Raw genomic sequence first — 23,086 nt, forward strand, 5'->3', positions numbered from 1 at the left:
TGTGTTCAAATGTGCATTTGCAGGTGATTACATAATCGGCTAACGCTGTAAATTAAAAGCTTGCAAAATGCCTAGGAATGAATGGACAAAGCAAGCATAGAGGAGAGAGCTTAATGAAGGACCCAAGAATTTTAAAATTGGCAGAGACACTCGTCGGCTATTCTGTTGATGTTCAGCCAGGCGAGAATATTTTGGTAGAGATGATCGGTTCGGAGCGGGATTTGCTTAACGCCATCATTGAGGAAATAGCTAAGCGTGGGGGAAATGCCTTCGTTGAGCTGACGGACCGCAGGGTGCAACGAGTGATGCTGCGCAATGCCAATCGTGAGCAGATTGAGACATGGGCAAAGCTGGACCTGGAGCGTATGAAGCAAATGCACGGATACATTGGTATTCGCGCAGGCGAAAATGTAAATGAACTGTCCGATGTTCCAGAGGACAAGATGAAGCTGTACAACTCATTGTACTCGCATCCGATACATAGTGAACAGCGTGTCAAGCATACCAAATGGGTAGTTCTTCGTTATCCTAATGCAAGTATGTCTCAGCTGGCGAATACAAGCACAGAGGCCTTTGAGGACTTCTATTTCGATGTATGCACGCTGGATTATGCCAAGATGGATAAAGCACAGGACGCGCTTGCTGACCTGATGAGCCGTACAGACAAGGTGCGTATTACAGGACCGGGAACAGACCTGTCCTTCTCGATCAAAGATATTGGAGCTATCAAGTGCTCAGGTAAGCGCAATATTCCTGATGGAGAGGTCTATTCTGCTCCTGTCCGTAATTCGGTTAATGGTACGATCAGCTACAATACACCGACTCTGTACAATGGTGTGACTTTCGACAATGTGAAATTCCGGTTCGAGAACGGAAAAATTGTTGAAGCAGAGAGCAACAACAGCAGCAAGCTGAATGAAATTCTGGATACAGACGAAGGCGCACGTTACATTGGTGAATTCGCAATTGGCTTCAACCCGTACATTTTGACACCAATGAAGGACATCCTGTTCGACGAGAAGATCGCCGGCAGTTTGCACTTCACGCCAGGTCAGGCCTATGAAGAGGCTGATAACGGCAACCGCTCCTCCATTCACTGGGATCTGGTGTTCATTCAACGTCCTGAATATGGCGGCGGAGAGATCTACTTTGACGACGTCCTGATTCGCAAGGATGGCATCTTCGTGTTGCCGGAGTTGGAGTGCTTGAATCCGGATCAGCTGAAATAGGATTAATTTCTTGCTGAGAAAGCGGATTCAATGTATCATGAATGGAGTAATAAATCATATGATACAACAAGGTAATCCAGTTAAATCGGAGGGATTCATATGTCCAGTAACAATGCAGCAGTAGTAGAAATCGCCCAGACCGCAGGTAAGTTCACATCGTCCATCGTGCTTCATTCGGACAACAAGTACATTGATGTGAAGAGTATTCTGGGATTGTTCACCACACTGGTGAATAGCCACAGCTACGAGCTCCATGTGCACGGACCAGATGCAGATGAGGCTAAGCAAGCTATGGCAGAGGTATTTGCCAAGCACGGCATGGAAATTCAAGTCGTGACTGACTAGATCGATCAGAATCGATCTGTGTAGCTTCAGAATTAGTTATACTAGTGCATTACGGGTGTCGTCCTTATAGGGCGGCACCTGTTTTAATAATGGGACATCAGTGCATAAGAAAATATTGCTTTTTATGCTTTTCCCTGTCTGTACTGATATTGTGGGACGTTTTTTAAGCAGAGGTTCTTGTATTGGCGCCTGAATTCGTCTAATATTAAAGACAGGATGTCTTTAGGTTATACCAAGACAGAGGGGGGAAGAATGTGACTTCATCTGATTTGCAAGAACAGCTACACCTGAAAGCAATCAGTCTTCTTCAGGAAGATGCGGATAAAATACAGAAGCTTATTGAAGTACAGATGGAGAATCTGGCTACCCGTTACTGCCCTCTCTATGAGGAAGTTCTGGATACTCAAATGTATGGTTTTTCCAAGGAGGTAGACTTTGCTGTTCGTGCAGGACTTCTTCCAGAGCATGCGGGCAAACAGTTGGTGAGCAAGCTGGAACGCAATTTGGCTCTTCTGTATGAAGCAATGAACAACAAAGAGGAGTAGCTTTGTAGCTGCTGAAGCGATACAGGAGCATGCAGATCATACCTGCATGCTTTTTTTGAGGTCCTAGCTCCAGACTATAAAAAAGGCGGTTCTCTATTCCTAGAGAGCCGCCTTTTTTAAGATGCAATTGAACGGCGATGGACGTTTTTTTATTCGTAGCAGGCAGGCCAGCCTCAGCTTATGAGAAGGGCGGCTCTCCTCTTTATACCAGATAAAAGGATACACCCAGAATGAAGTAGACAGCCAGCAGCATCAGTCCCTCATACCAGTTAGTCGATCCATCCTGCGTGATGGATTTGGCAATGAATACAGATACCCCGATGGCAACGAGCTCAATGGTGGTGAACACAATATCCATGGTATTTCCCATGAAATAACTAATGAAGATCAGGACGGGTGCCACAAATAAAGCAATTTGCAGGCTGCTACCGACAGCAATCTCGACAGATGCACCGATCTTATTCTTCATGGCGAGCATGATGGCTGCGCTATGCTCCGCTGCATTCCCGATGATCGCCACCAGGAAGGCCCCCACAAATAATTCACTCAAGCCAAATTGTGTGGTGAACGTCTCCAGTGTACCTACCAGCCATTCACTGACGAAGGCAACCATAATCGTGGCAATGACCAGATAGATAATGGAGGTTCGCTTGCTCCAGGCAGGAGCGTGCTCATGTGGGAGCTCCTCATCCTTCTGATCCGTTACATCCGATAGATAATCCTTATGAGTGATCATCGAGAAGAGCAGCCAGGCAAGATAGGCCACAATTAACACACCTGCTACGATTAGGCTGAGGGTGTCGGTGTCTTGATCAGTAATGGAGTGAGTCTTCAGAAATACAGCCGGAATGAACAGCGAAATGACCGCCACCACCATCAGAGAGCCACTTAGTCCAGCCAGTGAAACGTTGTAATTCTGAACCTTGTGCTTCAAGCCACCTGCGAACAGGCTAGCACCCAGTACGAGCAGCAGGTTGCCGATGATCGAGCCTGTGAGGCTTGCTTTTACCATATCATACAGACCTTCACGAATCAGGAAGATGGCAATAATCAATTCGGCAGCATTCCCGAAGGTGGCATTCAGAAATCCTCCCAGCCGCTGGCCTGCATAGTGGGCTACACTTTCGGTTGCTTTGCCAAGGAAGCCCGCTACCAGGATTACAGATGCGGCAGACAGGATAAACTGGATAATGGGACTCCATCCTGCGTAATGACCAATAGCGCTCAGCAGGAAAAATACAATGAGAAGAATGGGATACAACGGCTTGGACATGTTGTGTACACCTCGTTTATATAGATGAGTCTTTCATATGTAAATCCTTGCTCAATTAATATAACCAGAACGACATAAAAGATAAACGATGTATGACACTGTATCCTCGTAAAGGCTGTACGTAGATAGGCTCTCCAAATATTCACAAAGAGATGCATAACAGGGTTTGCATTTGCAGTGGGGAAGGATTTACAATACGAGTATGAAGGTGAAGGGGGATGTGTGGCATGGCAGAACAACTGCAATTAGAGAGCGGAAGTATCCGAGTATCCAACGATGTCGTCGCCAAGATCGCAGGACTTGCTGCGCTGGAGACGCCTGGCATTGCTGCAATGTCGGGGGGATTGTCTGATGGATGGGCGAAAAGATTAAGCGGCAAAAATGTTCAAAAAGGCGTGACTGTTGAAGTTGGTCAGCTGGAAGCCGCCATTGATCTCCGCATCATGGTTCTCTATGAAACACCGATCCACGAGGTCTGCCGCATGCTCCAGCAGAATGTACGGGAAGCGGTTGAGACCATGACGGGCCTCAAGGTTGTTGAGGTTAACGTCAAGGTGGAGGGCGTAGTATTCAACAAGGAAGATGAACTCTAATTGGCATACAGTGTTCCTGATTTGTGAATCGGGGTATATGTTCCAAGGGCTACATGATAGCACCAACAAGTAAACACATTATAATGGATGTAACATTGCATGCTGGATTGCAAAAAAGACTGACGGAGTATTAATCCGTCAGTCTTTTTGTGGAGAAATGTGTACTCAGCGGCTCAGCGTGAACGATTAGCGCGCTTACGCTCGAACGGTGTTGAAGGGGTCTGAGTTCGAATCTGAACTCCGGTCGTCCGTTCTTGTATGCTCTGCCTGGAATTCTCCCGGGAAATGCTAAGCATGATTCCCATAGATAGCATCATGACAAGCAATGATGACCCCCCATAGCTGATGAACGGCAAAGTAACACCTGTCATCGGGATGGTCTGGGTAACACCGCCGATGTTAATGAAGGCTTGAATCGCAATCAGTCCCATTATACCTGTGCCGACAAGGGTGCCGAACGAATCATGGCAACGCAAGGCCACAAGCATACCTCGCCAGATGAAGTATAGATATAAGAGCAGAAACACCGTAGTTCCAATAAAGCCAAGCTCTTCACCGATGACCGAGAAGATGAAGTCATTAAATGGATTCGGGAGATAATGCAGCTTCACGATGCCTTGTCCAAATCCAGAACCTGTTACACCACCCTCACCGATGGCTCTTAGCGACTGTAGCAAGTTATAGCCTGATCCTTGTTGGTCTTTCGTCGGGTCAAGGAAGGCTTCGATCCGTCCTACCTTGTAATTACTGCCACCATCCACCTGATCATCAGGAGTCAGCGAGCTAAGGAGTGACCCGGCTCCAAACACGATTCCTGCCCCAAGAACGAACAACAGTACAGAGCCTACAATATGCTTGAGACTGGCTCCGCCAGTATAGATAATCAGGCCACAGGTTGCGACCAGTATGAAGCAAGACCCTAAATCCGGCTGGAGCATAATCAGACCGGCGACGAAGCCAACAATAACCATTACAGGTATGTAGCCCGTACGCAAATCTCGAAATTTCTCACCTTTCTTGGCGATTAAGGCCGATAGGTAGAGAATAATTGAGATTTTGGCAAGCTCAGTAGGCTGTATGCCGAACAATCCCAGGTTGAACCAGCTCTTGGCCCCATTCAGCTTGCTCATGAACAATACCAGTATTAGTAGAAGAACAGTAACGAAGAATAAAGGTACAAATAGCTTCTTGTATTTCTCCATTCGGATGTTCATGGCAACAAGCATTACGAAAAGGCCTAACACAGCAAATCCTGCCTGGCGCTTTGCAAAATAGAGTGCATCGTTGTTGTATTTTTCGTTCAGAAGGGCAACGCTCGAACTGGAACTGAATACCATGATTACGCCGAAACCGACCAGCAGTAATGTCAGTATTAGCAGTTGGAAATCGGGCGTACCTCTACGTCGCACCGGTTTCGTTTGTGTCATCTTAGCTACCCCTTGGTGAACGCCTCGACCTTACTAGCCGAGCGCTCATGTATTCTTTACCATCATAGTATTTTTGGGGGGCTTCTGCAAGCGTATTAAGGGTAGTCAGCCTGTGCGTAATTAGGTTGTGCTGTGCTAGGTATCAGAAGCTTGAATGTTCTGGTACAATAGGATGAAAGAAAAGCTGCCAAGGAGCAGCCGACACATGAACATACATATAGTGCAAGGAAGAGTGGATCAAGGAGGAACGTAGCATGACAGAACTAGCGGGCTTTGAGGGTTTGCAGGAGCAGATGGTCAGTTGGCGAAGACATTTGCACAGACATCCTGAGGTGTCTTTTCACGAAAGCAGGACAGCAGCCTTTGTGGCAACACATCTGCAGGAGTGGGGGATTGAAGTACGCGAGCATGTTGGAGGACATGGGGTCATCGGGATTATTCGCGGGGATCGACCAGGTCCTGTCGTAATGCTTCGAGCCGATATGGATGCTCTGCCGATTCAGGATGAGAAGGATTGCGAGTACCGTTCAACCGTAGACGGAGCTATGCATGCATGTGGACATGATGGGCATACAGCTATGCTGCTGGGAACGGCTCGTTACTTCGCACAGCATCGTCATAAGCTGGCAGGCGAGATCCGCTGCCTGTTCCAGCCTGCCGAGGAGTTGCTTCCTGGCGGGGCACTTCAGGTCATCAAGGATGGTGCGCTGGACGGTGTAGATGCTATCTATGGAATTCATCTGTGGACTCCGTTATCTAAGGGAACGGTGGCCAGCTGCGCAGGGGCTATGATGGCGGCGGCGGATGATTTTTATATTGATATTCATGGAAAAGGCGGTCATGGCGGCATGCCTCAGCACACGAATGATACGGTAGTTGCCGGAGCAGCACTCGTCATGCAGCTTCAAAGCATCGTCAGTCGTTCCATTGATCCGCTGCAGCCTGGAGTGCTGACCATCGGTACGATTCAGGGCGGTGCTGCGCAAAATGTAATTGCTGAGCGCTGTCAGCTGAGCGGAACGGTGCGGACGTTCGATGAGCATACTCGGGCCTTGATGAAAGAAAGGCTGCATAGCCTAACAGAGCAGATCACAGCAGCTTATAATACGAAGGCTGAAATTAAATATATTATGGGCTATCCGCCAGTAGTAAATAATAAAGAGGAAGCTGCGCGCTTCTTTCACGAGGCCACGTCCATATTTGGTGCAGAGCAGGTGCAGGAGACACCCAAGATTATGCCTGCCGAGGATTTTGCTTATTATCTACAGCAGCTGCCCGGCTGCTTCATGTTTGTTGGAGCAGGTAACCCGGAGAAGGGCGCTTCTTTTCCGCATCATCATCCCAAGTTCGATTTTGATGAGGATGTCATGCTGAGCGGGGTCCGGCTGTTCATAGCGATGGCTACAAGCTTTGCAAGAGAGTATATTCATAAGCACGAATGACTTCATGATCAAATGGATACGCTACTGAACGAAAGGAGGGTATCCCTTATGAAGAAAATTCAAGAAGTAATGACCAAGGATTGTGTAACAGCGACGCCGAACGATGATATTTTTGAGGTGGCTGTGAAGATGCGTGATCATGATACCGGATTTATTCCTGTCGTCGACAGTGATGCAGGACGCCGATTGGTAGGTGTGGTGACAGACCGAGATCTGGTCATCCGTGGTTATGCAGACAAGCATCCCGGCTCTGCAAGCGTGGAACGCGTAATGACTACGGGAATTCGCACTGCCTCTCAGGACATGACAGTAGATGAAGCTGCGGAGCTCATGGCCGATCAAGCGATACGCCGTGTTCCCGTTACAGAGGGAGACCGTCTGATTGGCATTGTCTCTATTGGTGACCTGGCAGTCCGTGATATTTTTGCGGATAATGCAGGAGAAGCATTGAGTAAAATTTCGGAACAGCATTTCCATTAAGGACAAATGTACCCATCATCACACATGCGGTAGCCACGGAAGTTCAACCTGATGCTCAGGTTGGGCTTCTTGTTTATGATTGGCGATACTGCAAGGGTGTCTGAGTGTACTGCTTCTTAACAAATAGGTCAATATTTTATTGTTCACAGGAGGTACATATGAGGGAGGATAAGCCTTGCATCGTGCAGCGTGACTTCACAGTATTGCTTGAGATGGGGCTATCGACATCAGATGAGGCACGAAGTCAGCTACAGGTCTACGCGGAGCTTGTCAAAAGCCCTGTTACGTTCCATACCTACCGGATCACTCCGTTGTCTCTATGGCATGCAGCATCTATGGGGTGGACAGCTGACGGGGTCCTTGAAAGTCTAAATGCCTTCTCCAGATGGGAGATTCCCATATTGCTGCAGGAAGACATCAGGAATTACATATCACGGTATGGGCAGTTGATATTGAAGCAGGGAGTTTCGGGAGAGATACTGCTGCAATGTAATGATCCGAAGATATACAGCTTCATCAAGGAGCGTCAGGACCTGGAGTGTTATCAGCTAGAGTGGTCTAGCTCGGATTCATCAAGTCCTTCTGGTCCGTCCTGTGCAATTGTCCCCTTGCAATATCGTGGGCTGCTGAAGCAAGAGCTTACACGTCTCGGGTATCCTGTTCAGGATCTGGTGGGGTACCACGAGGGGACCAGTCTTTCTTTTCAACTGGGTGGAGAAGGGAGAACACTTGAGCTCAGAGACTATCAGAAGCAAGCTGCAGAAGCTTTCGCTGGAACGGGTGGTGCCGGAGGTAACGGTGTGTTGGTTCTTCCCTGTGGTGCAGGAAAGACCGTGATCGGGATGGCGGTGCTAGAACGACTGCAATGTGAAGCGCTCATATTAACTTCGAACACGACCTCGGTACGACAGTGGATGGATGAATTGAAGAACAAGACGGATATTCCGAGTGATCAGATCGGTGAGTATTCTGGGCAACGAAAGCAGGTCCGCCCTGTAACTGTAGCGACTTATCAGATTCTTACGCACCGTCGCTCCAAGGCAGCTGCATTTGAGCATATGAAGCTGCTCAGTGAACGGGATTGGGGATTGATTATTTATGATGAGGTGCATTTGCTCCCAGCTCCAGTATTCCGTGCTACCGCGGACATTCAGGCCACCAGAAGATTAGGATTGACAGCTACTCTCGTACGGGAGGATGGCTGCGAGCGCGACGTCTTCTCGCTTGTCGGTCCCAAACGCTATGACATGCCGTGGAAGCAGCTGGAGGCACAAGGCTGGATTGCCAAGGTGGAGTGTGTGGAAGTTCGTATTCCGATGACGGAGCCATGTGCCCAGCAGTATATCCTGGCAGAAGGTAAGGATCGTTACAGAATTGCTGCCGAGAATCCAGCCAAGCTGGACATGGTACGGGCATTATTAAAGCAGCATGCTGGCAAACCAGCCATCGTCATTGGGCAGTACCTTGACCAGCTTAAGGCGTTGTCCAGAGAGCTTGGAGCACCTCTCATTAGCGGGTCCATGGCGCAGTCTGAACGTGTTCGGCTGTTCGAAGCCTTCCGTACAGGGGAGCTGAATACCATTATTGTCTCGAAGGTGGCGAATTTTGCTGTGGATTTACCAGACGCCGCTCTGGCGATTGAAGTGTCGGGTAGCTATGGCTCCAGACAAGAGGAAGCCCAGCGATTAGGGCGCATTTTGCGTCCCAAGGCGGATGATAACCGTGCTTATTTCTATGCGCTTGTCACAGCAGATAGCAAGGAGAGTGAATTTGCAGCTCGTAGACAGCTCTTTTTGATCGAGCAGGGCTATGAATATGCTATACATCATGATAGTCGAAAGGAGGCATAGACATGCGACAGAATGACCCTGCAGCCCAGCCAGCAGCAGAAGCTGCCTGTACGGAACGGGAAAAGGCTGTACTTATGGCATGCTTCCGTGCATTTGCAGGGCAGCCTATGAATGAACGGGACCCGCTGCTCTACATGAAAGGACGACTGAGCGGAGCCGAGACTCGAGCGGCAATTGTAGGGTTGCGGCGCAAGGGATGGCTCAAGGCGGTGATTAAGACGTGGGGAGAGCGACTGCTCTATATTCCTGCTGAACGACTTGAAATGCTCTATGCTGCGATGCTTCAGCGGGAGGAGTCTACCATCCAACGGACAGTTCAGCCAGAAATGGTCATTGCGGAAGCGACGGAGGCTGTTGTCTATCGTCTGCTTCACGTGCTAGCTCGCATGACACCTGATGGCGTGCCTTTAACTGCCAAGGGGACGGTCCATAAGCGTGTGCTCGGCAAGCTGGCAGAGATGTCTCCATTTAAGCCAGATGGTCTGCAAGGATTGGGGCTTCAATACGCGCATCAGGAGCTATATCCTGTACATACTGCCGTACTTCTGGATGTGTTACTCAGCCTGGGGCTGCTGGACAAGAAGACGGGTGCTTATGAGTTGGATGAGCGTAGACTGGCAAGCTGGCTTCGATTGACGACGGGAGAGGCAGAGAAGCAGCTCATGATTGTCGTGATGGAGCGTTATGGTGCAGCTGACGCTATCATGGAGCATATTCGACAGCTATTACAGACGGATAGCTTCACAGATGGTCAGTGGTATGCTTGGCCTCCTTTGGAGAAATGGATGAGCAAGGTAGGCCTTCACCAGAATGGAGCAGAGTTGCTTACAGACAAGGCAAAGCAATGGATGCTGGCTCTAGCTGATTTTGGCTTCATGGATGTGGGGATAACAGCTGATGGCGATTTGGCGTTTCGCTGGCGCCATACAATCGGTCACAGGTATGAAGAAGTCTCATCCGCGAAAACAGATCGGGGGAGCTTCTTTATTCAGCCAGATTTTGAGGTGCTGGTGCCACCGGAGGTTGGACTGCATACTCGTTGGCGGTTGGAATGCTGTGCTGAGCCAATTAGCTATGGTGCGATGTGCGTTTATCGACTGAGTAGAGACCGAATAGCGGAAGCCATTGAAGGCGGCATGACCTCTTCTGGTCTGATGTCATTCCTGAGGGGTTACAGTGCAACTGAACTTCCACAAAACGTGGAGCTGGCTATCGAGCAATGGACAGCTGCTGTAGCGCGAACCTCACTAGAGATCGTCACTCTACTGCGCTGTCAATCGCTAGATGATGCAGAACGAGCTGCCGCTGATCCAGAGCTAAGCAAGGTCATGCAAAGGCTTGGGGAGCTGGACTTTATTGTGCCCGCAGGAGAGCAGGAGCGAGTGCGCAGTAGACTGGCTAGTATCGGGTTGGCTCCTCGTCGTGCTTTACAGGGAGAAGATACTTCTGCACAGCTGATCCCGCTGCTCACAGAGCTTGAGGATGATGACTATGGAGTGTTGATTCATGAAGTGGGAGCGGACGAAACGCAAGCTCGAGCCTTCTCGCCAGGATCGCGTTCGGGGCTAGTGTATACTGGGCGGACGCTGCATTACTACGAGGCCGATACCATCCTTCCAGAGTTAGAGAGAGACTATACGGGCTTGGAGGCTGTCCCCGTATCCTGGTATAAGGAGTGGCGGAGCTATCATGCTTCCACAGCTAGAGCGCTGCTGGAGCAGGCTATTCGTTGGGACTGCGCAGTCGGCTTGGAGACTGCTACAGGAAGGCAGGAGTGGCTGCCAGAAGCGATCACAGGGGGGAGCGATTGGAGAGTAACAGGGATGTTTCGTACAGCCGAGTTATCTGAACAATTGTCCAACTCATGCTTACCAGGTTCAGAAGAACAAGCTATGACCGCAATGCCTTCCAGCCTCGCTGTGCTGTCTCCGGCAGATTGGAAAGAAATGAAGCTGCTATTGCCTCTTTGACCCGTGAAAAGCTCTTCTGCATATTAGACGGATGTGATATGATGAAGGAGGCTACAGCCAAGCTGTAGAAATAAGGCATAGAAGCGAGATGAATATTCATGGACGTAGTTGAACTGGATTCGGTGAACCTTACCGACGTGCTGATATACGCCTATGAATTAGGCGATATGATTAATGAATCCACCGAAGTGGCGGATTATCTATACTGGAAGCAACGTGTGGAGATGAACCCGGACATTGCTGAATGGGTGCGCAAGCTGGAGCAGAAGAAGGAGCTCTTTCAGGAGACAGAGCGCTTTGGCCATTTCCATCCGAATTATCATGCTGCCAGAGAAGAAGTACAGAAGGTTGAAGAGCAGCTCGAACGGTTCGAAGAGGTTGCCCGCTTTAAAGAGGCCGAGAAGGCACTAGACAAGCTCCTGCATGAAATGTCGGAGATGATTGCTTATTCGGTATCGGATACGATTAAGGTTCCCGGCAACGACCCCTTGCCTAAGGGAGGCGGCTGCGGCAGCGGAGGTAAATGCTCATGTGGTTAAGGTCCTGCGCTACGGCGCAGGATTCACCCTGACACGAGGAGAGGAGGACAAGCATGTTTGCCGAACGGACAGGTTATATTATCTGGGTGAGCGATGTCAAGGCAGCCCGAAATCTTGAGAAATACGGAAGTGTGCACTACATATCCAAGCGTCTTCACTATGTAGTGATGTATATGAATGCCGATCGAGCTGAGGACACGCTCAAAAACATTCGCAGGCTGTCCTATGTACGCAAGGTCGAACGCTCCTTCCGCAATGAGATCAAGACCGAGTACAGCAAGTCTACGGATGAGACCAGCTTTTACGGAATGTAATGGTGGCATCTTTCAGAAACAGCCTTCGGGCTGTTTTTTATTATGGCTTTAGCCAGTTGAGTGCGTGAAGCGCGCGAAACAAAAAACCACCCGCTATGCGGGTGGAGGGATTGAGGGTTTGACCACCATGACCATTCCAATCAAATTGAGATGTTCAGGCTCAAAAGAGAGGAATGGTCATCAATGGCAACCAAGAGCTACAGCCTAGCTCACACAAAGTGGATGTGCAAATACCATATTGTGTTCACCCCGAAGTATAGACGGAAAGAAATCTATAATCAAGTGAGAAGAGATTTTATCGAAATCTTCAAACGTTTGTGTAAGTACAAAGGAGTAGAGATTATAGAAGGTCACATGATGCCCGATCATGTCCACATGTTGGTAGCGATTCCGCCGAAAATTGCAGTGTCAACGTTCATGGGATATCTAAAGGGAAAAAGTTCGCTCATGATATTTGAAAAACATGCCCAGTTGAAGTATAAGTACGGAAATCGAAAATTTTGGGCCGAGGGGTACTATGTGAGTACAGTGGGCCTAAATGAAGCAACCGTAAGAAAGTATATTCGTGAGCAAGAAGCACATGATCAAGCGGTAGATAAGCTGAGTGTAAAAGAATACGAAGATCCATTTGGCAGTAATAGGAGCAAAAAGAAATAAAACCAGTTTAACTGGTAAGTGAAAGTGACAAATAACACTGAGCCTGAACAGATTTGCTGTCAGGCTAGCGTCTTTAGGCGCAGTTTGGCAACAGGGGGTTATACCCCAAGAGCAAACCACCCGTTGGACGGGTGGTCATGATTTGGGTAATTTACTGCATAACCACGAAGCTTGAACCACCTTTTGCCGTCGAAATAAGGCGATCAGTCCCGTTTTTTTATGCAAATTGAGAATTTTTGGCTTGTGAAACCGGGACTTATGATGTAATATATTGGTTAGACAATTAGATAGAAAGACCTATCTAGTGGGGGGGATAACCCATTCGTGACAAATTAATGCAACGTTGGAGTACATATGAGCCATTTTTCATCGCGGTAAGCGACAAAAAGGTAGCAGATATTGTGATTACGAACCATGCCAAGATGCGTTACTCAGATCGCTTAGTCAGTGGCGAGCATGATGTGGATCATATTGCCCGTTGGTTATGGGAGTGTCTGAAGCAGGGCAGAATGACTGCCTATTACCGCAATGAGCAGGATGTATTTCTAATCGATAAGGATATTGTCGTAGTTGTGGAATTTGCTGAGTTGCCAGGAGAAGTAGATATCGCAGGTAACCCGCTCCACAAGATGATTATTGTGACCTTTTTGGGACGGATGTCGGAGACGATCGAGCTGAGGGATTTGAAGTCCTATTATTCCTGGCTGCGTCATTCCCGGCGTATGACCTTGATCAAGAACAATCGTAAGCGCAGATAGTAAGAGCCGAAGAACAGCATTCTGCATGTCTACTTAGCAGCACACAGTGGACTTGCTTGATGCATGTTCTTTTTTTAGCTTATATGAGCAATTAAGTCTTTGCGCGCAGTATGAAAAGGATTGTTTTTTTTGTGATAGGGTCTCTTTTTCAGGTACAATAGAACACACAGGAAGGAGCGGTAGCTTTGAATTTTCATCAGCTTCAGATTTTCTATACCGTAGCCCAGCGAGGAAGCTTCTCGGCTGCAGCTCAGGCGTTGCATATGACCCAGCCAGCCGTCACTATGCAGATCCAGTCCTTAGAGGAGCATTTCGGAACCAAGCTGCTAGAGCGCTCCAGCAAGAGGATTGAACTAACCGAGGCAGGGAGAACGCTGCTGCCCTACGCCAGAAAAAGCATTGACCTCTTGCGGGAGGCTGACGAGTCCATGTCGAACTTCACAAGCATGCTGGAGGGACGTTTGCTGCTTGGAGCTAGTCTGACTATTGGCGAATATGTACTTCCTCGTCTGCTTGGATCCTTCGGACAGGAGTTCCCGCATATTCGCATTGTTATGAAGGTTATGAACACAACACAGATCATGGATGATATCCTGAAAAACCAGCTGAACTTCGGATTGATTGAGGCTCCGGTCCAGCATGCGGATATCGCTGTAGAGCCGATTATGAAGGATGAGTTGAAGCTAATTGTACCATCCCGACATCCGTTAGCTGAGCTGGAGATTGTCTGTCTGGAGGAGGTGCTTGCGTATCCGTTCGTATTGCGTGAGCAGGGCTCAGGAACGAGACAGGTGATGGAAGAGGAGCTGGCTCGGCATCAGATTGAACCCACCAGACTGGACATTATCATGGAGCTTGGCAGTACGGGTGCGGTCAAATCGGCTGTTGAGGCGGGGCTAGGGGTCACTTTCTTGTCTCCTTCCTCTGTAAAGCATGAAGTGGCACTTGGGCTGCTCAAGGTAATTGAAATCTCGAATATCTCCTTCCAGCGCCAATTCTACGTGATTCATCACAAATCCATGCTGCTCCCGATTCCAGCAGTGACGTTCCTATCTTATTTGCGGCGCCAATCCGGAATCCAGCGTGAGCAGCAGCATCAGCCCACAGGAGGTGTAATTACCGATGGCAGCTAATATTGGGGATACTGGACATGAGTTGCATTCCAGTGGTCGCTATGATCTGCATACACACACCCGTGCTTCTGACGGGATGAACACACCAGCAGAGCAGATCAGAAGGGCGAAGGTCAAGGGACTGCAGGGGGTGGCCATCACGGATCATGATACCGTATCGGGTATCCAGGAGGCACTTGAGGCCGGAACGGAGCACGGGGTGACGGTCATTCCGGGCGTTGAGATCAGTACGCGAGCGAAAGGAAAAGACATCCACGTGCTTGGTTATTTTGTAGATTACCTGGACCCATTGCTGCTTCAGCGCTTGCAAGAGCTACGGGAGACTCGAGGGCAGCGGAATCAACGGATCGTGGAGAAGCTACGCGAGCTTGGTGTGGAGCTCACGATGGACGAAGTCATTGCACAGCTCGGCAGGCCGCTGGAGCCGGACGAAAGCATCGGACGGCCGCATATTGCAGATGCACTTGTTCACAAGGGATACGCAAGCGATATGCGCGATGCGTTTGACCGCTATTTGGCCGAAGGAGCTGCGGCCTATGTGTCAGTACCACGTGTAAGTCCGGGACAAGCTTGTGACTGGATTCGGGCTGCTGGTGGCGTGCCGGTGTTGGCACACCCGGGGCTCTATGCGGATGACGCATTGGTAGAGGCATTACTGGAAGAACACAGGCCTATTGGTATCGAAGTGTATCATGCGGATCATGACACGGCTGCCGAGGAGCGATATGCCAGAATGGCAGAGCAGTACGGCCTGATCCCGACAGCTGGCTCGGACTACCATGGGGAGCGCCAGGGTGTTGTATTCCATGGGGATCTGGGCAGTAGGACCGTGGCTGCGGATATTATCGAGCAATTGCGCCAGCATAAGCGGTCTGGGTCTGATTAGCGTTAGTTCAGTTATCGCAAAAGTAGATAAGAATAATGAAACACATAAAAAGGAACTCCTGAAGCCATTGCTCAGGAGTTCCCTTTTATCATAGGTAGCCTCAGTTCAGAATTACATTTGCTTCAATCGAACCGGTAATTGCTTGATGGTCTGCTCATCGGGTGTGATGAACAGGGTGCGCTGATTATCGTAGATGACGAAGCCGGGCTTGGCACCACTAGGCTTCTTGACATGACGAATGAGTGTATAGTCTACGGGAACGCTGCTGGATTGCTTGGCTTGACTGTAGTAGGCGGCGAGCTGCGCAGCTTCCTCCAGAGTAGCCTCCCCATACTGCTCCGCCCGGATGACGACATGGGACCCCGGAATATCCTTCGTATGCAGCCAGGTGTCGTTTGGACCTGCGAGCCTATTCGTGACATATTCATTTTGCAGATTGTTCTTGCCGACATACAGGTCAATGCCTTCTGAAGAGGTAAACAGATGCAGCGTAGGGCGATCTGTTTTTTTCTTCTTCTTGCCTTTCTTGGCGCGATCCCTCAGATAGCCCTGCTGAATCAGCTCCTCACGGATTTCGTCGATATCACTCATGGAGGCATGAGCCAGCTGCTGCAAGAGGTTATCCATATATCGAATTTCCTCATGTGTCTTCGCAAGCTGCTCGTGAATGACAGCAAGACTGTTTTTGTACTTGTTATATTTCTTAAAATAACGCTGTGCGTTATCAGAAGGCGTCAGCAGCGGGTCCAGATCGATGGTGAGCTCAGTCTGCTCCTCATCGTAATAGTTAATCAATGTGACCTTCTTGTCTCCCTTGCTAAGCTGATGCAAGGAGGCGAATAGCAGCTCACCATATATGCGATACTGATCGGCATCCTCAGCCTCTTCGAGATCCTTGTTCAGATGGTCTAGCTTCTTGATGTTTTTGTTCCGCTCGTTCTGTAGGAATCTCAGCAGATCACTAACCTTCTGCTTGACGGAATCCCGCTCCGCCTTCTCACCATAGAAATCCTCCATGCAGGCGCTGATGGACTCGAATGGATGCTCCTCTGTCAGCGTAAGTCGTATGGCGGAGAAGACCATTTTGTCCGAACCATGCAGCAGTCCCGAGACAGGGGTGAAGTGACGCTCACGTACCTGTTCCATCATATCACTAAAGGCTTGCCACAGTTGCTCTGGTGCTACAAATGCAGATGTGGTCGTACCGGCAGAAGATCCGCGATCCTCACCCAACGTGTGCTCCGCAGAAGACTCGCTTGCAGGCGGGGTAACAGCTGGAGTAGTGGTTGATTGCTGACCCGGCAAGTCTGAGGCTCGAAGGACAATCTCGGAAGCGACAAGTGGGCTAATTCCTGTAAAAGCATTCACAATCCACCGGGCAGCCTCTTCCTCCTGCTGCTCCCGGCGTGCTTGCAGAAATCCTGCTTCACCGATAGCTAAAGGGTCCAATTTATGCTGCTGTGGAGGCTCTACATAGGCAAAGCCCGGCATGATAACACGATAGCTGCTGATGGCTGGAGTAACATGGTGAATCCCGTCCAGAATGGTGCCTGTGGCTGGGTCCACCAACACAATGTTACTGTGTCGACCCATAAGTTCAATGATTAGCCTTTTGGAGGACATGTCCCCAAGCTCATCTCGTTGCCGGATATCTATGTGTATAATACGCTCCATGCCAATCTGGCGAATCTGCTCGATGAAGCCACCCTCACAATGCTTGCGAAGCAGCATGCAGAACATGGGTGCCTCAGGCGGATTGGTAAATGTGCGGTCAGTCAGATGCACACGCGGATAAGTCGGATTAGCCGAGAGAAGCAAACGATCATTGCCCCGATTCACCCGCAAATTCAACACAATATCCCGTTCATTGGGCTGGTATATCTTATGAATACGTGCTCCTATGTAGCTCTGTAGCTCGGCAACCAGTGCACGTGTAACGATTCCATCTAATGCCATTGTCAATTCTCCTGTCTTCAATCATGAGATCTCACACTATCATACACTAGCATCTTGCATAATTCGATTAATACCACTATATAGGGCAATATTTAGACGAATAGAAGCAATTCGATCTATACATAGAGGATTGGATATCGTTTGACGGATTTATGCAAAATGCTCACATAAGATTCTATCATACATAGGCGTTTGGCATAAACCAGTGGACATGATGCAGAAATGCATCTCGACATCATCAAGGCAGCCTTGTGATATTTTGGATCCTGTCCGAATAGATTAGTTTTAGGAGTCTGTCCGACCCTTCGAAGCATAGTTGGAGTGTGTACCGAGCTAGTTTGCGCCTAGGGCTTATCTAGTTATGGACTTGCTGGGGGCTCGCTGGCTGGAGTCCAGACCAATGGCGCCATAGGTAAGGAGTAGCTTCAACGGTTAGAGAAGGAGCAGTGCTTGTGCTGATCAGCAGGTGGTCAGATGGGGAAACGACTGGTACATCAGGCTCCGGCAGAGGGCCGGGGCCCGGATTATTAGACCGGGAGGGAACAGGAGACGATGAATCATACGGGGTGGCATCAGTTAGATGTCGGGGAGTTACAAGAGCAGCTTCAAGTGGATCTGAAGAGTGGAATACAGCATGAAGAAGCAGCGCTCAGAAGAAAGGAAGTGGGCTGGAACGAACTCAGCGAGGGCAAGAAGATCTCGCCGATTACTCTGCTGCTGAATCAGTTCAAGGATTTTATGGTATTGGTGCTGATGGGAGCCACCATTATCTCGGGCCTGCTAGGTGAATATCTGGATGCAATTACGATTATCGCCATTATTGTGTTAAATGGACTACTCGGCTTCGTACAGGAGTTCAGAGCAGAGCGATCCTTGCGAGCGTTGAAGCAGCTGTCTGCCCCATCTGCGAAGGTGCTGCGGGAGGGACAAGTGCATCATGTTCCTGCCAGGGAGCTGGTACCGGGTGATATCATCCTTTTGGAAAGTGGTGACCGAGTTCCTGCTGACGTGCGCCTGCTGGAGACGAACAGCTTTGATGTAGAGGAGTCTGCATTGACCGGGGAATCGGTGCCTGCAAGCAAGAGCAGTCAGCTAATTGCCGCGGAGGAGGTTCCACTAGGGGATCTGAAGAACATAAGCTTCATGGGAACGATGGTGACGCGAGGTACAGCCAAAGGGGTCGTTATTCGTACAGGCATGTCTACGGAGATGGGGAAGATCGCCGATCTGATCCAAAATACGGAGGCACAAGAGACACCACTTCAGCACAGGCTAGAGCAGCTCGGTAAAATCCTTATTGGTGTCGCTCTCGCTCTAACCGTAGTCGTGGTAGTAGCCGGGATTCTGCATGGACAGCCTGCCATTGGCATGTTCCTGGCCGGGGTGAGTCTGGCAGTAGCAGCGATTCCGGAGGGACTTCCGGCGATCGTCACCATCGCACTTGCGCTGGGAGTCCAGCGCATGATCAAGCGCAAGGCGATTGTGCGCAAGCTTCCTTCGGTAGAAACACTAGGATGCGCCTCGATCATCTGTTCAGATAAAACAGGCACGCTTACTCAAAATAAAATGACGGTGACCAAGCTATGGCTTGGCGGGAACCCGCTTACGGTAAGCGGTGAAGGCTACGATCCTGCCGGGCATATTATGCGCGAGGACAGACCTGTGCACCTGCAGCGTGAGCCTGCCCTACAGTTCCTGCTGAAAGGAGCGGCCTTATGTAACAATGCCGAGATTGTTCAGGTACCTTTGGATTCCCAACGTGGCAAGAAAAAGGACAAGGAGCAGGATTCGCTAGTCTGGGATCTGAAGGGAGATCCTACAGAGGGAGCGCTCATTACGGTTGCTGCCAAAGGAGGCATCACCCGTTCTTCGCTTGAGGAATCCTTCAGCCGGGAGCAGGAATTCCCCTTCGATTCTGAGCGCAAGCGGATGTCTGTACTGGTTCGCGATGAGGGTGGGAGTCGCTCCTTGTATTGTAAGGGAGCTCCTGATGTGCTGCTGGAGCGCTGCTCCTATATTTTATGGAATGGACAGAAGACTCCTCTTACGGGGACCTTGCGCTCCATGGTGATGAAGGCAAATGAAGAGATGGCATCGCAGGCACTGCGTGTCCTTGGCATTGCTTATCGTGATGTAAGATTGCAGGAGGAGCTTGCGGATGCGGAGGAAGCGGAGACACAGCTCATCTTCGTGGGTCTGACAGGTATGATTGATCCTCCGCGCCGTGAGGCTAGAGATGCCATAGCGAAGTGCAAGCGTGCAGGCATTCGTACGGTCATGATCACTGGAGATCACGGGACGACGGCACATGCCATTGCGCAGCAGCTTGGTATTATGGGACGATCTTCGCAGGTGCTGACAGGGCACCAGCTGAGCGGCATGAGTGATGATGAGTTGGATAAGGCCGTGGATCAGGTGTCTGTCTATGCAAGGGTATCTCCTGAGCACAAGCTCAGAATTGTCAAGTCACTACAGCGCAACAATCATATTGTCGCCATGACCGGTGATGGTGTGAACGACGCACCAGCCATCAAGGCTGCGGATATCGGAATTGCGATGGGTGTGACCGGAACGGATGTGACAAAAGAGGCGGCATCACTGGTGCTGTCAGACGATAATTTCTCCACCATCGTTGCAGCCATTGAGGAAGGGCGCAATATATATGAGAATATCCGCAAATTCATTCGTTACTTGCTAGCTTCCAATGTAGGAGAGATTCTGACGATGTTTTTCGCGGTGATGGCGGGACTGCCGTTGCCGTTGCTACCCATCCAGATTCTGTGGGTCAATCTTGTGACGGATGGCTTGCCTGCAATGGCGCTGGGCGTGGATCAGCCGGAGAAGGATTTGATGGAGCACAAGCCTAGAGGGGCCAAGGAGAATATCTTTGCACGCCGATTAGGGTGGAAAATTATCAGTCGCGGGTTGCTCATCGGCTTGTGTACGCTCGGTGCATTCTGGGTAACTCTTCGAATTGCTCCCGAGAACCCGGCACAGCTTGCTCTTGCCCAGTCCGTGGCATTTGCTACCCTAGTACTCGCACAGTTGATTCATGTCTTTGACTGCCGAAGCTCCCGCTCGATCTTTCATCGGAATCCGTTCCAAAATAAATATCTCGTGCTGGCTGTCCTGTCATCCATCGTGCTGATGCTCATAGTAATGTACACCGAGTCATTGCAGCCGATCTTCAAAACGGTTCCGCTTGGCTTGAGAGAATGGGCACTGTGTATCGTAGCTGCAGGGATTCCTACCTTCCTTATGGGCATAGGAAGTGTCTGGGGTGGACGACGCAATCAAAGAATGCGTAGTGCCAGCGGTTATACGGGACGCGATCTGCGAACCCCGATCTAAACTAGTCGTTATAATATTGATCAAATATGGGATACGCCATGGGCCGACGGCTCATGGCGTATTGGTCTAGAGTTCAGTAACATAGAACATGATGTAGAATAAAGTGAATAGCAAATAGTAGACACTAAAAGTAGAAAGCAGCAGACAGTTCCCCACACCTTACTATCGTGCTATGATAGCGATATATATACGATGGGGAGTTGTTCTTCCATCCGTACTTAAAGTCGGACAGCACCGTTGTGAAGGAGTGGAAGAAAGTGAATTTTACAAAAATGCATGGCTTAGGAAATGATTTTATAGTGATCTATGGAGAGCAGGAGCTTCCTAAGCACGCAGCAGAGCTGGCTCAACGTTTGTGCCATCGCCATTTTGGGATCGGAGCGGATGGTATTGTATATATACTGCCCTCCGAGCAAGCGGACTTCAGGATGCGGATCATTAATTCCGATGGGTCAGAGGCGGAGCAATGCGGCAATGCCATACGCTGTGTGGCGAAGTACGTGTACGATCAAGGCCATACCGAGAAGCAAGAGCTTACGGTAGAGACGCGCGGAGCAGGAGTCCAGCATGTCAAGCTTACTGTTGTGGACGGGCAGGTGGATCAGGTTCGTGTAGACATGGGGGCTCCAGTCTTCCACGGATTAAGCATCCCGATGACCCTGGATATGGAGCAGATCAAAAATGTGCCCGTCGAGGTAGAGGGGCATACCTTTCATATTACAGGGGTATCCATGGGGAACCCGCATGCGGTGATTTTTGTGGAGGATGCTCCAGACTTTGATCTGCATCGCTGGGGGCCGCTGCTGGAGTCTCATGAGTTGTTCCCGAATCGGACCAATGTGGAATTTGTCACCGTACGAGATCGTTCTCGTCTGGATATGCGGGTATGGGAGCGTGGTGCAGGGCCCACACTGGCTTGCGGTACAGGAGCGTGTGCGACATTGGTAGCTGCTGTAATGAATGGTTATGCTGATCGGGAAGCACTGGTCAGTCTGGCTGGTGGTGATCTGCATATTGAATGGAGCACGGACAATGATCGTGTATATATGACGGGCCCGGCTACCATTGTATATCATGGGAATATATAACAGATAATAGCGGTATAAAGGCAAAAGGAGGCTGAATCGGCCTTCTTTTCTTGTAATCTTCGAAGAATTCCGGGCAACATTTTGTTCAGTTGTTTCGTACATAGATTTAGTGGGTGAAAAGATTAAGTAGATTCAAGGGTACATCCTTGGGTCATTCAGCAAGGGAGGTCATGAGATGGGCAAACGGACATGGGTTACAGCATCCCTGGCTGCAATTATGCTGCTGGCGGCGGTGCCTGGCCAGGTAACAGAAAGCGTTGTGCAGGCATCTGAGGTTGGTGATAACGGAACGGAGAAAAAGCTGGGTTCCTTGACGACTACGGTCACGAATAGCCTGAAGAAAGCTGTGGCAGAGCTGACAGACGAGCCTTTTACCTTTGAGAGTGTCTCGGATATGGGATCAACGTGGCTGGTTGAAGGGCAACTGAATAATGAAACAGCTATGCTTCAGGTTGAATATAGCAAGATCAAGAATCGGGTAGAGTCCACGATTATCAGATATAAGATCTCGACAGTGGATAAGGTGCTGGATGCCTCGCTAAGACAAAAGGTGAAGAGCAGCGCCCATGACTTCAATCCTGCAGAGCCTTTGGAGTTCGAAGCCTTTTGGCGTGTGAAGTCACCTTATCAGGACAATAATCCGAAGGATTACTGGGTATTCTGGGGCTCAGGAGAGCGAGCCTCGTCGCTGTATGTAGATGTAGCTAGTGACAACAGAATTACAATGACGGCTGACTATCCTGTGAGTAAGGTGGCCAAGACGCTGCTAGATCGCGGAAAGCAGGCCGTTCAGGAGCTGAGCGGAAGCAAGGTGAACTTTCAGTATGCCACCAGATTCAGAGATGAGGGCAGTGGTAGCTCCTACTGGGTACTGAAGGATGCCAACGAGATTAACAGTGTCAGAATTGGCTCCAAGACAGGTAGACTTTATGAGGCAGCTACGTTTCAGGTGGATTGGCAGAATGCCTCAGAGTTTGACAAGGTTTTTGCTGAACCGAAATACACTCCGGCTCAGGCTATAACGAAAGCTTCACCAGCTGCGAAGAAGCTCTTCAATATGGATCTCTCGGGCTACAGCGTGAGTGTCAAGGCCAATGAGTATACATTTACACGCAAAGGACAAGCAACTCTCGTTGGTAAGATCAACAAGAAAGGCGTATTCTACGAGCTGGCTCTAAGCCCGGTGAATGGCAAGCTACAATAAATGAGTCACATACTCAGACAGTCGATGAATTAGGCAATATTATAGG

Annotated in this window: 20 protein-coding genes; 17 read left to right on the forward strand and 3 right to left on the reverse strand. The window is 49.6% G+C overall.

The features are described 5' to 3' along the window. Window positions 1-113: 113 nt before the first annotated feature. From D328_RS0123620 to D328_RS0123630, 3 genes are all read left to right on the forward strand, one after another. Entirely contained in the window at window positions 114-1,229 is a 1,116-nt protein-coding gene (locus tag D328_RS0123620) for an aminopeptidase (RefSeq protein WP_018887525.1), read from the forward strand. Window positions 1,230-1,328: 99 nt separating this feature from the next. Continuing rightward, window positions 1,329-1,574 (forward strand): HPr family phosphocarrier protein, encoded by a 246-nt coding sequence (locus tag D328_RS0123625; protein ID WP_018887526.1) that lies wholly within the window; start codon window positions 1,329-1,331, stop codon window positions 1,572-1,574. A 254-nt stretch (window positions 1,575-1,828) separates the two neighbouring features. Further along, on the forward strand, window positions 1,829-2,119 hold the full coding sequence (locus tag D328_RS0123630; protein ID WP_018887527.1) for a YlaN family protein: 291 nt from the start codon (window positions 1,829-1,831) through the stop codon (window positions 2,117-2,119). A gap of 202 nt (window positions 2,120-2,321) precedes the next feature. Here the strand turns inward: D328_RS0123630 and cax are convergent, their stop codons facing one another. Continuing rightward, complete coding sequence (cax, locus tag D328_RS0123635; RefSeq protein WP_018887528.1) at window positions 2,322-3,392, reverse strand: calcium/proton exchanger; 1,071 nt, start codon at window positions 3,390-3,392, stop codon at window positions 2,322-2,324. 227 nt (window positions 3,393-3,619) lie between these two features. Here cax and D328_RS0123640 point away from each other — a divergent pair, with 227 nt between their 5' ends. Beyond that, the gene (locus D328_RS0123640) at window positions 3,620-3,985 is read left to right on the forward strand and encodes an Asp23/Gls24 family envelope stress response protein (RefSeq protein WP_018887529.1); all 366 of its coding nucleotides are present in this window, start codon (window positions 3,620-3,622) and stop codon (window positions 3,983-3,985) included. Between the two features lie 173 nt (window positions 3,986-4,158). On the opposite strand, the gene ftsW is transcribed toward D328_RS0123640, so the two are convergent. Continuing rightward, on the reverse strand, window positions 4,159-5,412 hold the full coding sequence (gene ftsW, locus D328_RS0123645) for a putative lipid II flippase FtsW (protein ID WP_018887530.1): 1,254 nt from the start codon (window positions 5,410-5,412) through the stop codon (window positions 4,159-4,161). A gap of 254 nt (window positions 5,413-5,666) precedes the next feature. Between ftsW and D328_RS0123650 the strand changes: the two genes are divergently transcribed. The 10 genes from D328_RS0123650 to D328_RS0123695 all read left to right on the forward strand — a co-directional run bounded on the left by D328_RS0123650 (window position 5,667) and on the right by D328_RS0123695 (window position 15,441). Then, the gene (locus D328_RS0123650; protein WP_018887531.1) at window positions 5,667-6,854 is read left to right on the forward strand and encodes a M20 metallopeptidase family protein; all 1,188 of its coding nucleotides are present in this window, start codon (window positions 5,667-5,669) and stop codon (window positions 6,852-6,854) included. Between the two features lie 48 nt (window positions 6,855-6,902). Next, window positions 6,903-7,334, forward strand: a complete 432-nt coding sequence (locus tag D328_RS0123655) for a CBS domain-containing protein (protein ID WP_018887532.1) — start codon at window positions 6,903-6,905, stop codon at window positions 7,332-7,334. A 158-nt stretch (window positions 7,335-7,492) separates the two neighbouring features. Continuing rightward, window positions 7,493-9,184 (forward strand): DNA repair helicase XPB, encoded by a 1,692-nt coding sequence (locus tag D328_RS0123660; protein WP_018887533.1) that lies wholly within the window; start codon window positions 7,493-7,495, stop codon window positions 9,182-9,184. A 2-nt stretch (window positions 9,185-9,186) separates the two neighbouring features. After that, window positions 9,187-11,154, forward strand: coding sequence for a helicase-associated domain-containing protein (locus D328_RS29670; RefSeq protein ID WP_018887534.1), 1,968 nt, complete (start codon window positions 9,187-9,189; stop codon window positions 11,152-11,154). A gap of 98 nt (window positions 11,155-11,252) precedes the next feature. Beyond that, window positions 11,253-11,693 (forward strand): YlbF family regulator, encoded by a 441-nt coding sequence (locus tag D328_RS0123670; protein WP_018887535.1) that lies wholly within the window; start codon window positions 11,253-11,255, stop codon window positions 11,691-11,693. A 53-nt stretch (window positions 11,694-11,746) separates the two neighbouring features. Next, window positions 11,747-12,007 (forward strand): YlbG family protein, encoded by a 261-nt coding sequence (locus D328_RS0123675; RefSeq protein WP_018887536.1) that lies wholly within the window; start codon window positions 11,747-11,749, stop codon window positions 12,005-12,007. Between the two features lie 183 nt (window positions 12,008-12,190). Next, window positions 12,191-12,664 carry an IS200/IS605 family transposase gene (gene tnpA, locus D328_RS0123680; RefSeq protein WP_018887537.1) on the forward strand — a complete coding sequence of 158 codons (474 nt, stop codon included), beginning with the start codon at window positions 12,191-12,193 and terminating at the stop codon, window positions 12,662-12,664. A 320-nt stretch (window positions 12,665-12,984) separates the two neighbouring features. After that, window positions 12,985-13,422: a hypothetical protein gene (locus tag D328_RS0123685; protein ID WP_025678487.1), complete on the forward strand. Its 438-nt coding sequence runs from the start codon at window positions 12,985-12,987 to the stop codon at window positions 13,420-13,422. A 185-nt stretch (window positions 13,423-13,607) separates the two neighbouring features. Next, on the forward strand, window positions 13,608-14,555 hold the full coding sequence (locus D328_RS29675; RefSeq protein WP_018887539.1) for a selenium metabolism-associated LysR family transcriptional regulator: 948 nt from the start codon (window positions 13,608-13,610) through the stop codon (window positions 14,553-14,555). Beyond that, complete coding sequence (locus tag D328_RS0123695) at window positions 14,545-15,441, forward strand: PHP domain-containing protein (protein WP_018887540.1); 897 nt, start codon at window positions 14,545-14,547, stop codon at window positions 15,439-15,441. The genes D328_RS29675 and D328_RS0123695 overlap by 11 nt, the downstream gene beginning before the upstream one ends. A gap of 111 nt (window positions 15,442-15,552) precedes the next feature. Here D328_RS0123695 and D328_RS0123700 read toward each other — a convergent pair whose 3' ends face one another. Next, on the reverse strand, window positions 15,553-17,397 hold the full coding sequence (locus tag D328_RS0123700; protein WP_018887541.1) for an Rqc2 family fibronectin-binding protein: 1,845 nt from the start codon (window positions 17,395-17,397) through the stop codon (window positions 15,553-15,555). A 552-nt stretch (window positions 17,398-17,949) separates the two neighbouring features. On the opposite strand from D328_RS0123700, the gene D328_RS0123705 reads away from it, so the two are divergent. The 3 genes from D328_RS0123705 (at window position 17,950) to D328_RS0123715 (ending at window position 23,040) form a co-directional block, all read left to right on the forward strand. Beyond that, window positions 17,950-20,748 (forward strand): calcium-translocating P-type ATPase, SERCA-type, encoded by a 2,799-nt coding sequence (locus D328_RS0123705; protein ID WP_018887542.1) that lies wholly within the window; start codon window positions 17,950-17,952, stop codon window positions 20,746-20,748. Between the two features lie 257 nt (window positions 20,749-21,005). Further along, window positions 21,006-21,836, forward strand: a complete 831-nt coding sequence (gene dapF / locus D328_RS0123710; RefSeq protein WP_018887543.1) for a diaminopimelate epimerase — start codon at window positions 21,006-21,008, stop codon at window positions 21,834-21,836. A gap of 175 nt (window positions 21,837-22,011) precedes the next feature. Continuing rightward, a complete protein-coding gene (locus D328_RS0123715) occupies window positions 22,012-23,040 on the forward strand; it encodes a hypothetical protein (RefSeq protein ID WP_018887544.1) in 1,029 nt (342 codons plus the stop codon). Window positions 23,041-23,086: the final 46 nt, after the last annotated feature.

It is taken from the genome of Paenibacillus massiliensis 2301065 = DSM 16942, from assembly GCF_000377505.1.
GTDB lineage: Bacteria > Bacillota > Bacilli > Paenibacillales > Paenibacillaceae > Paenibacillus > Paenibacillus massiliensis.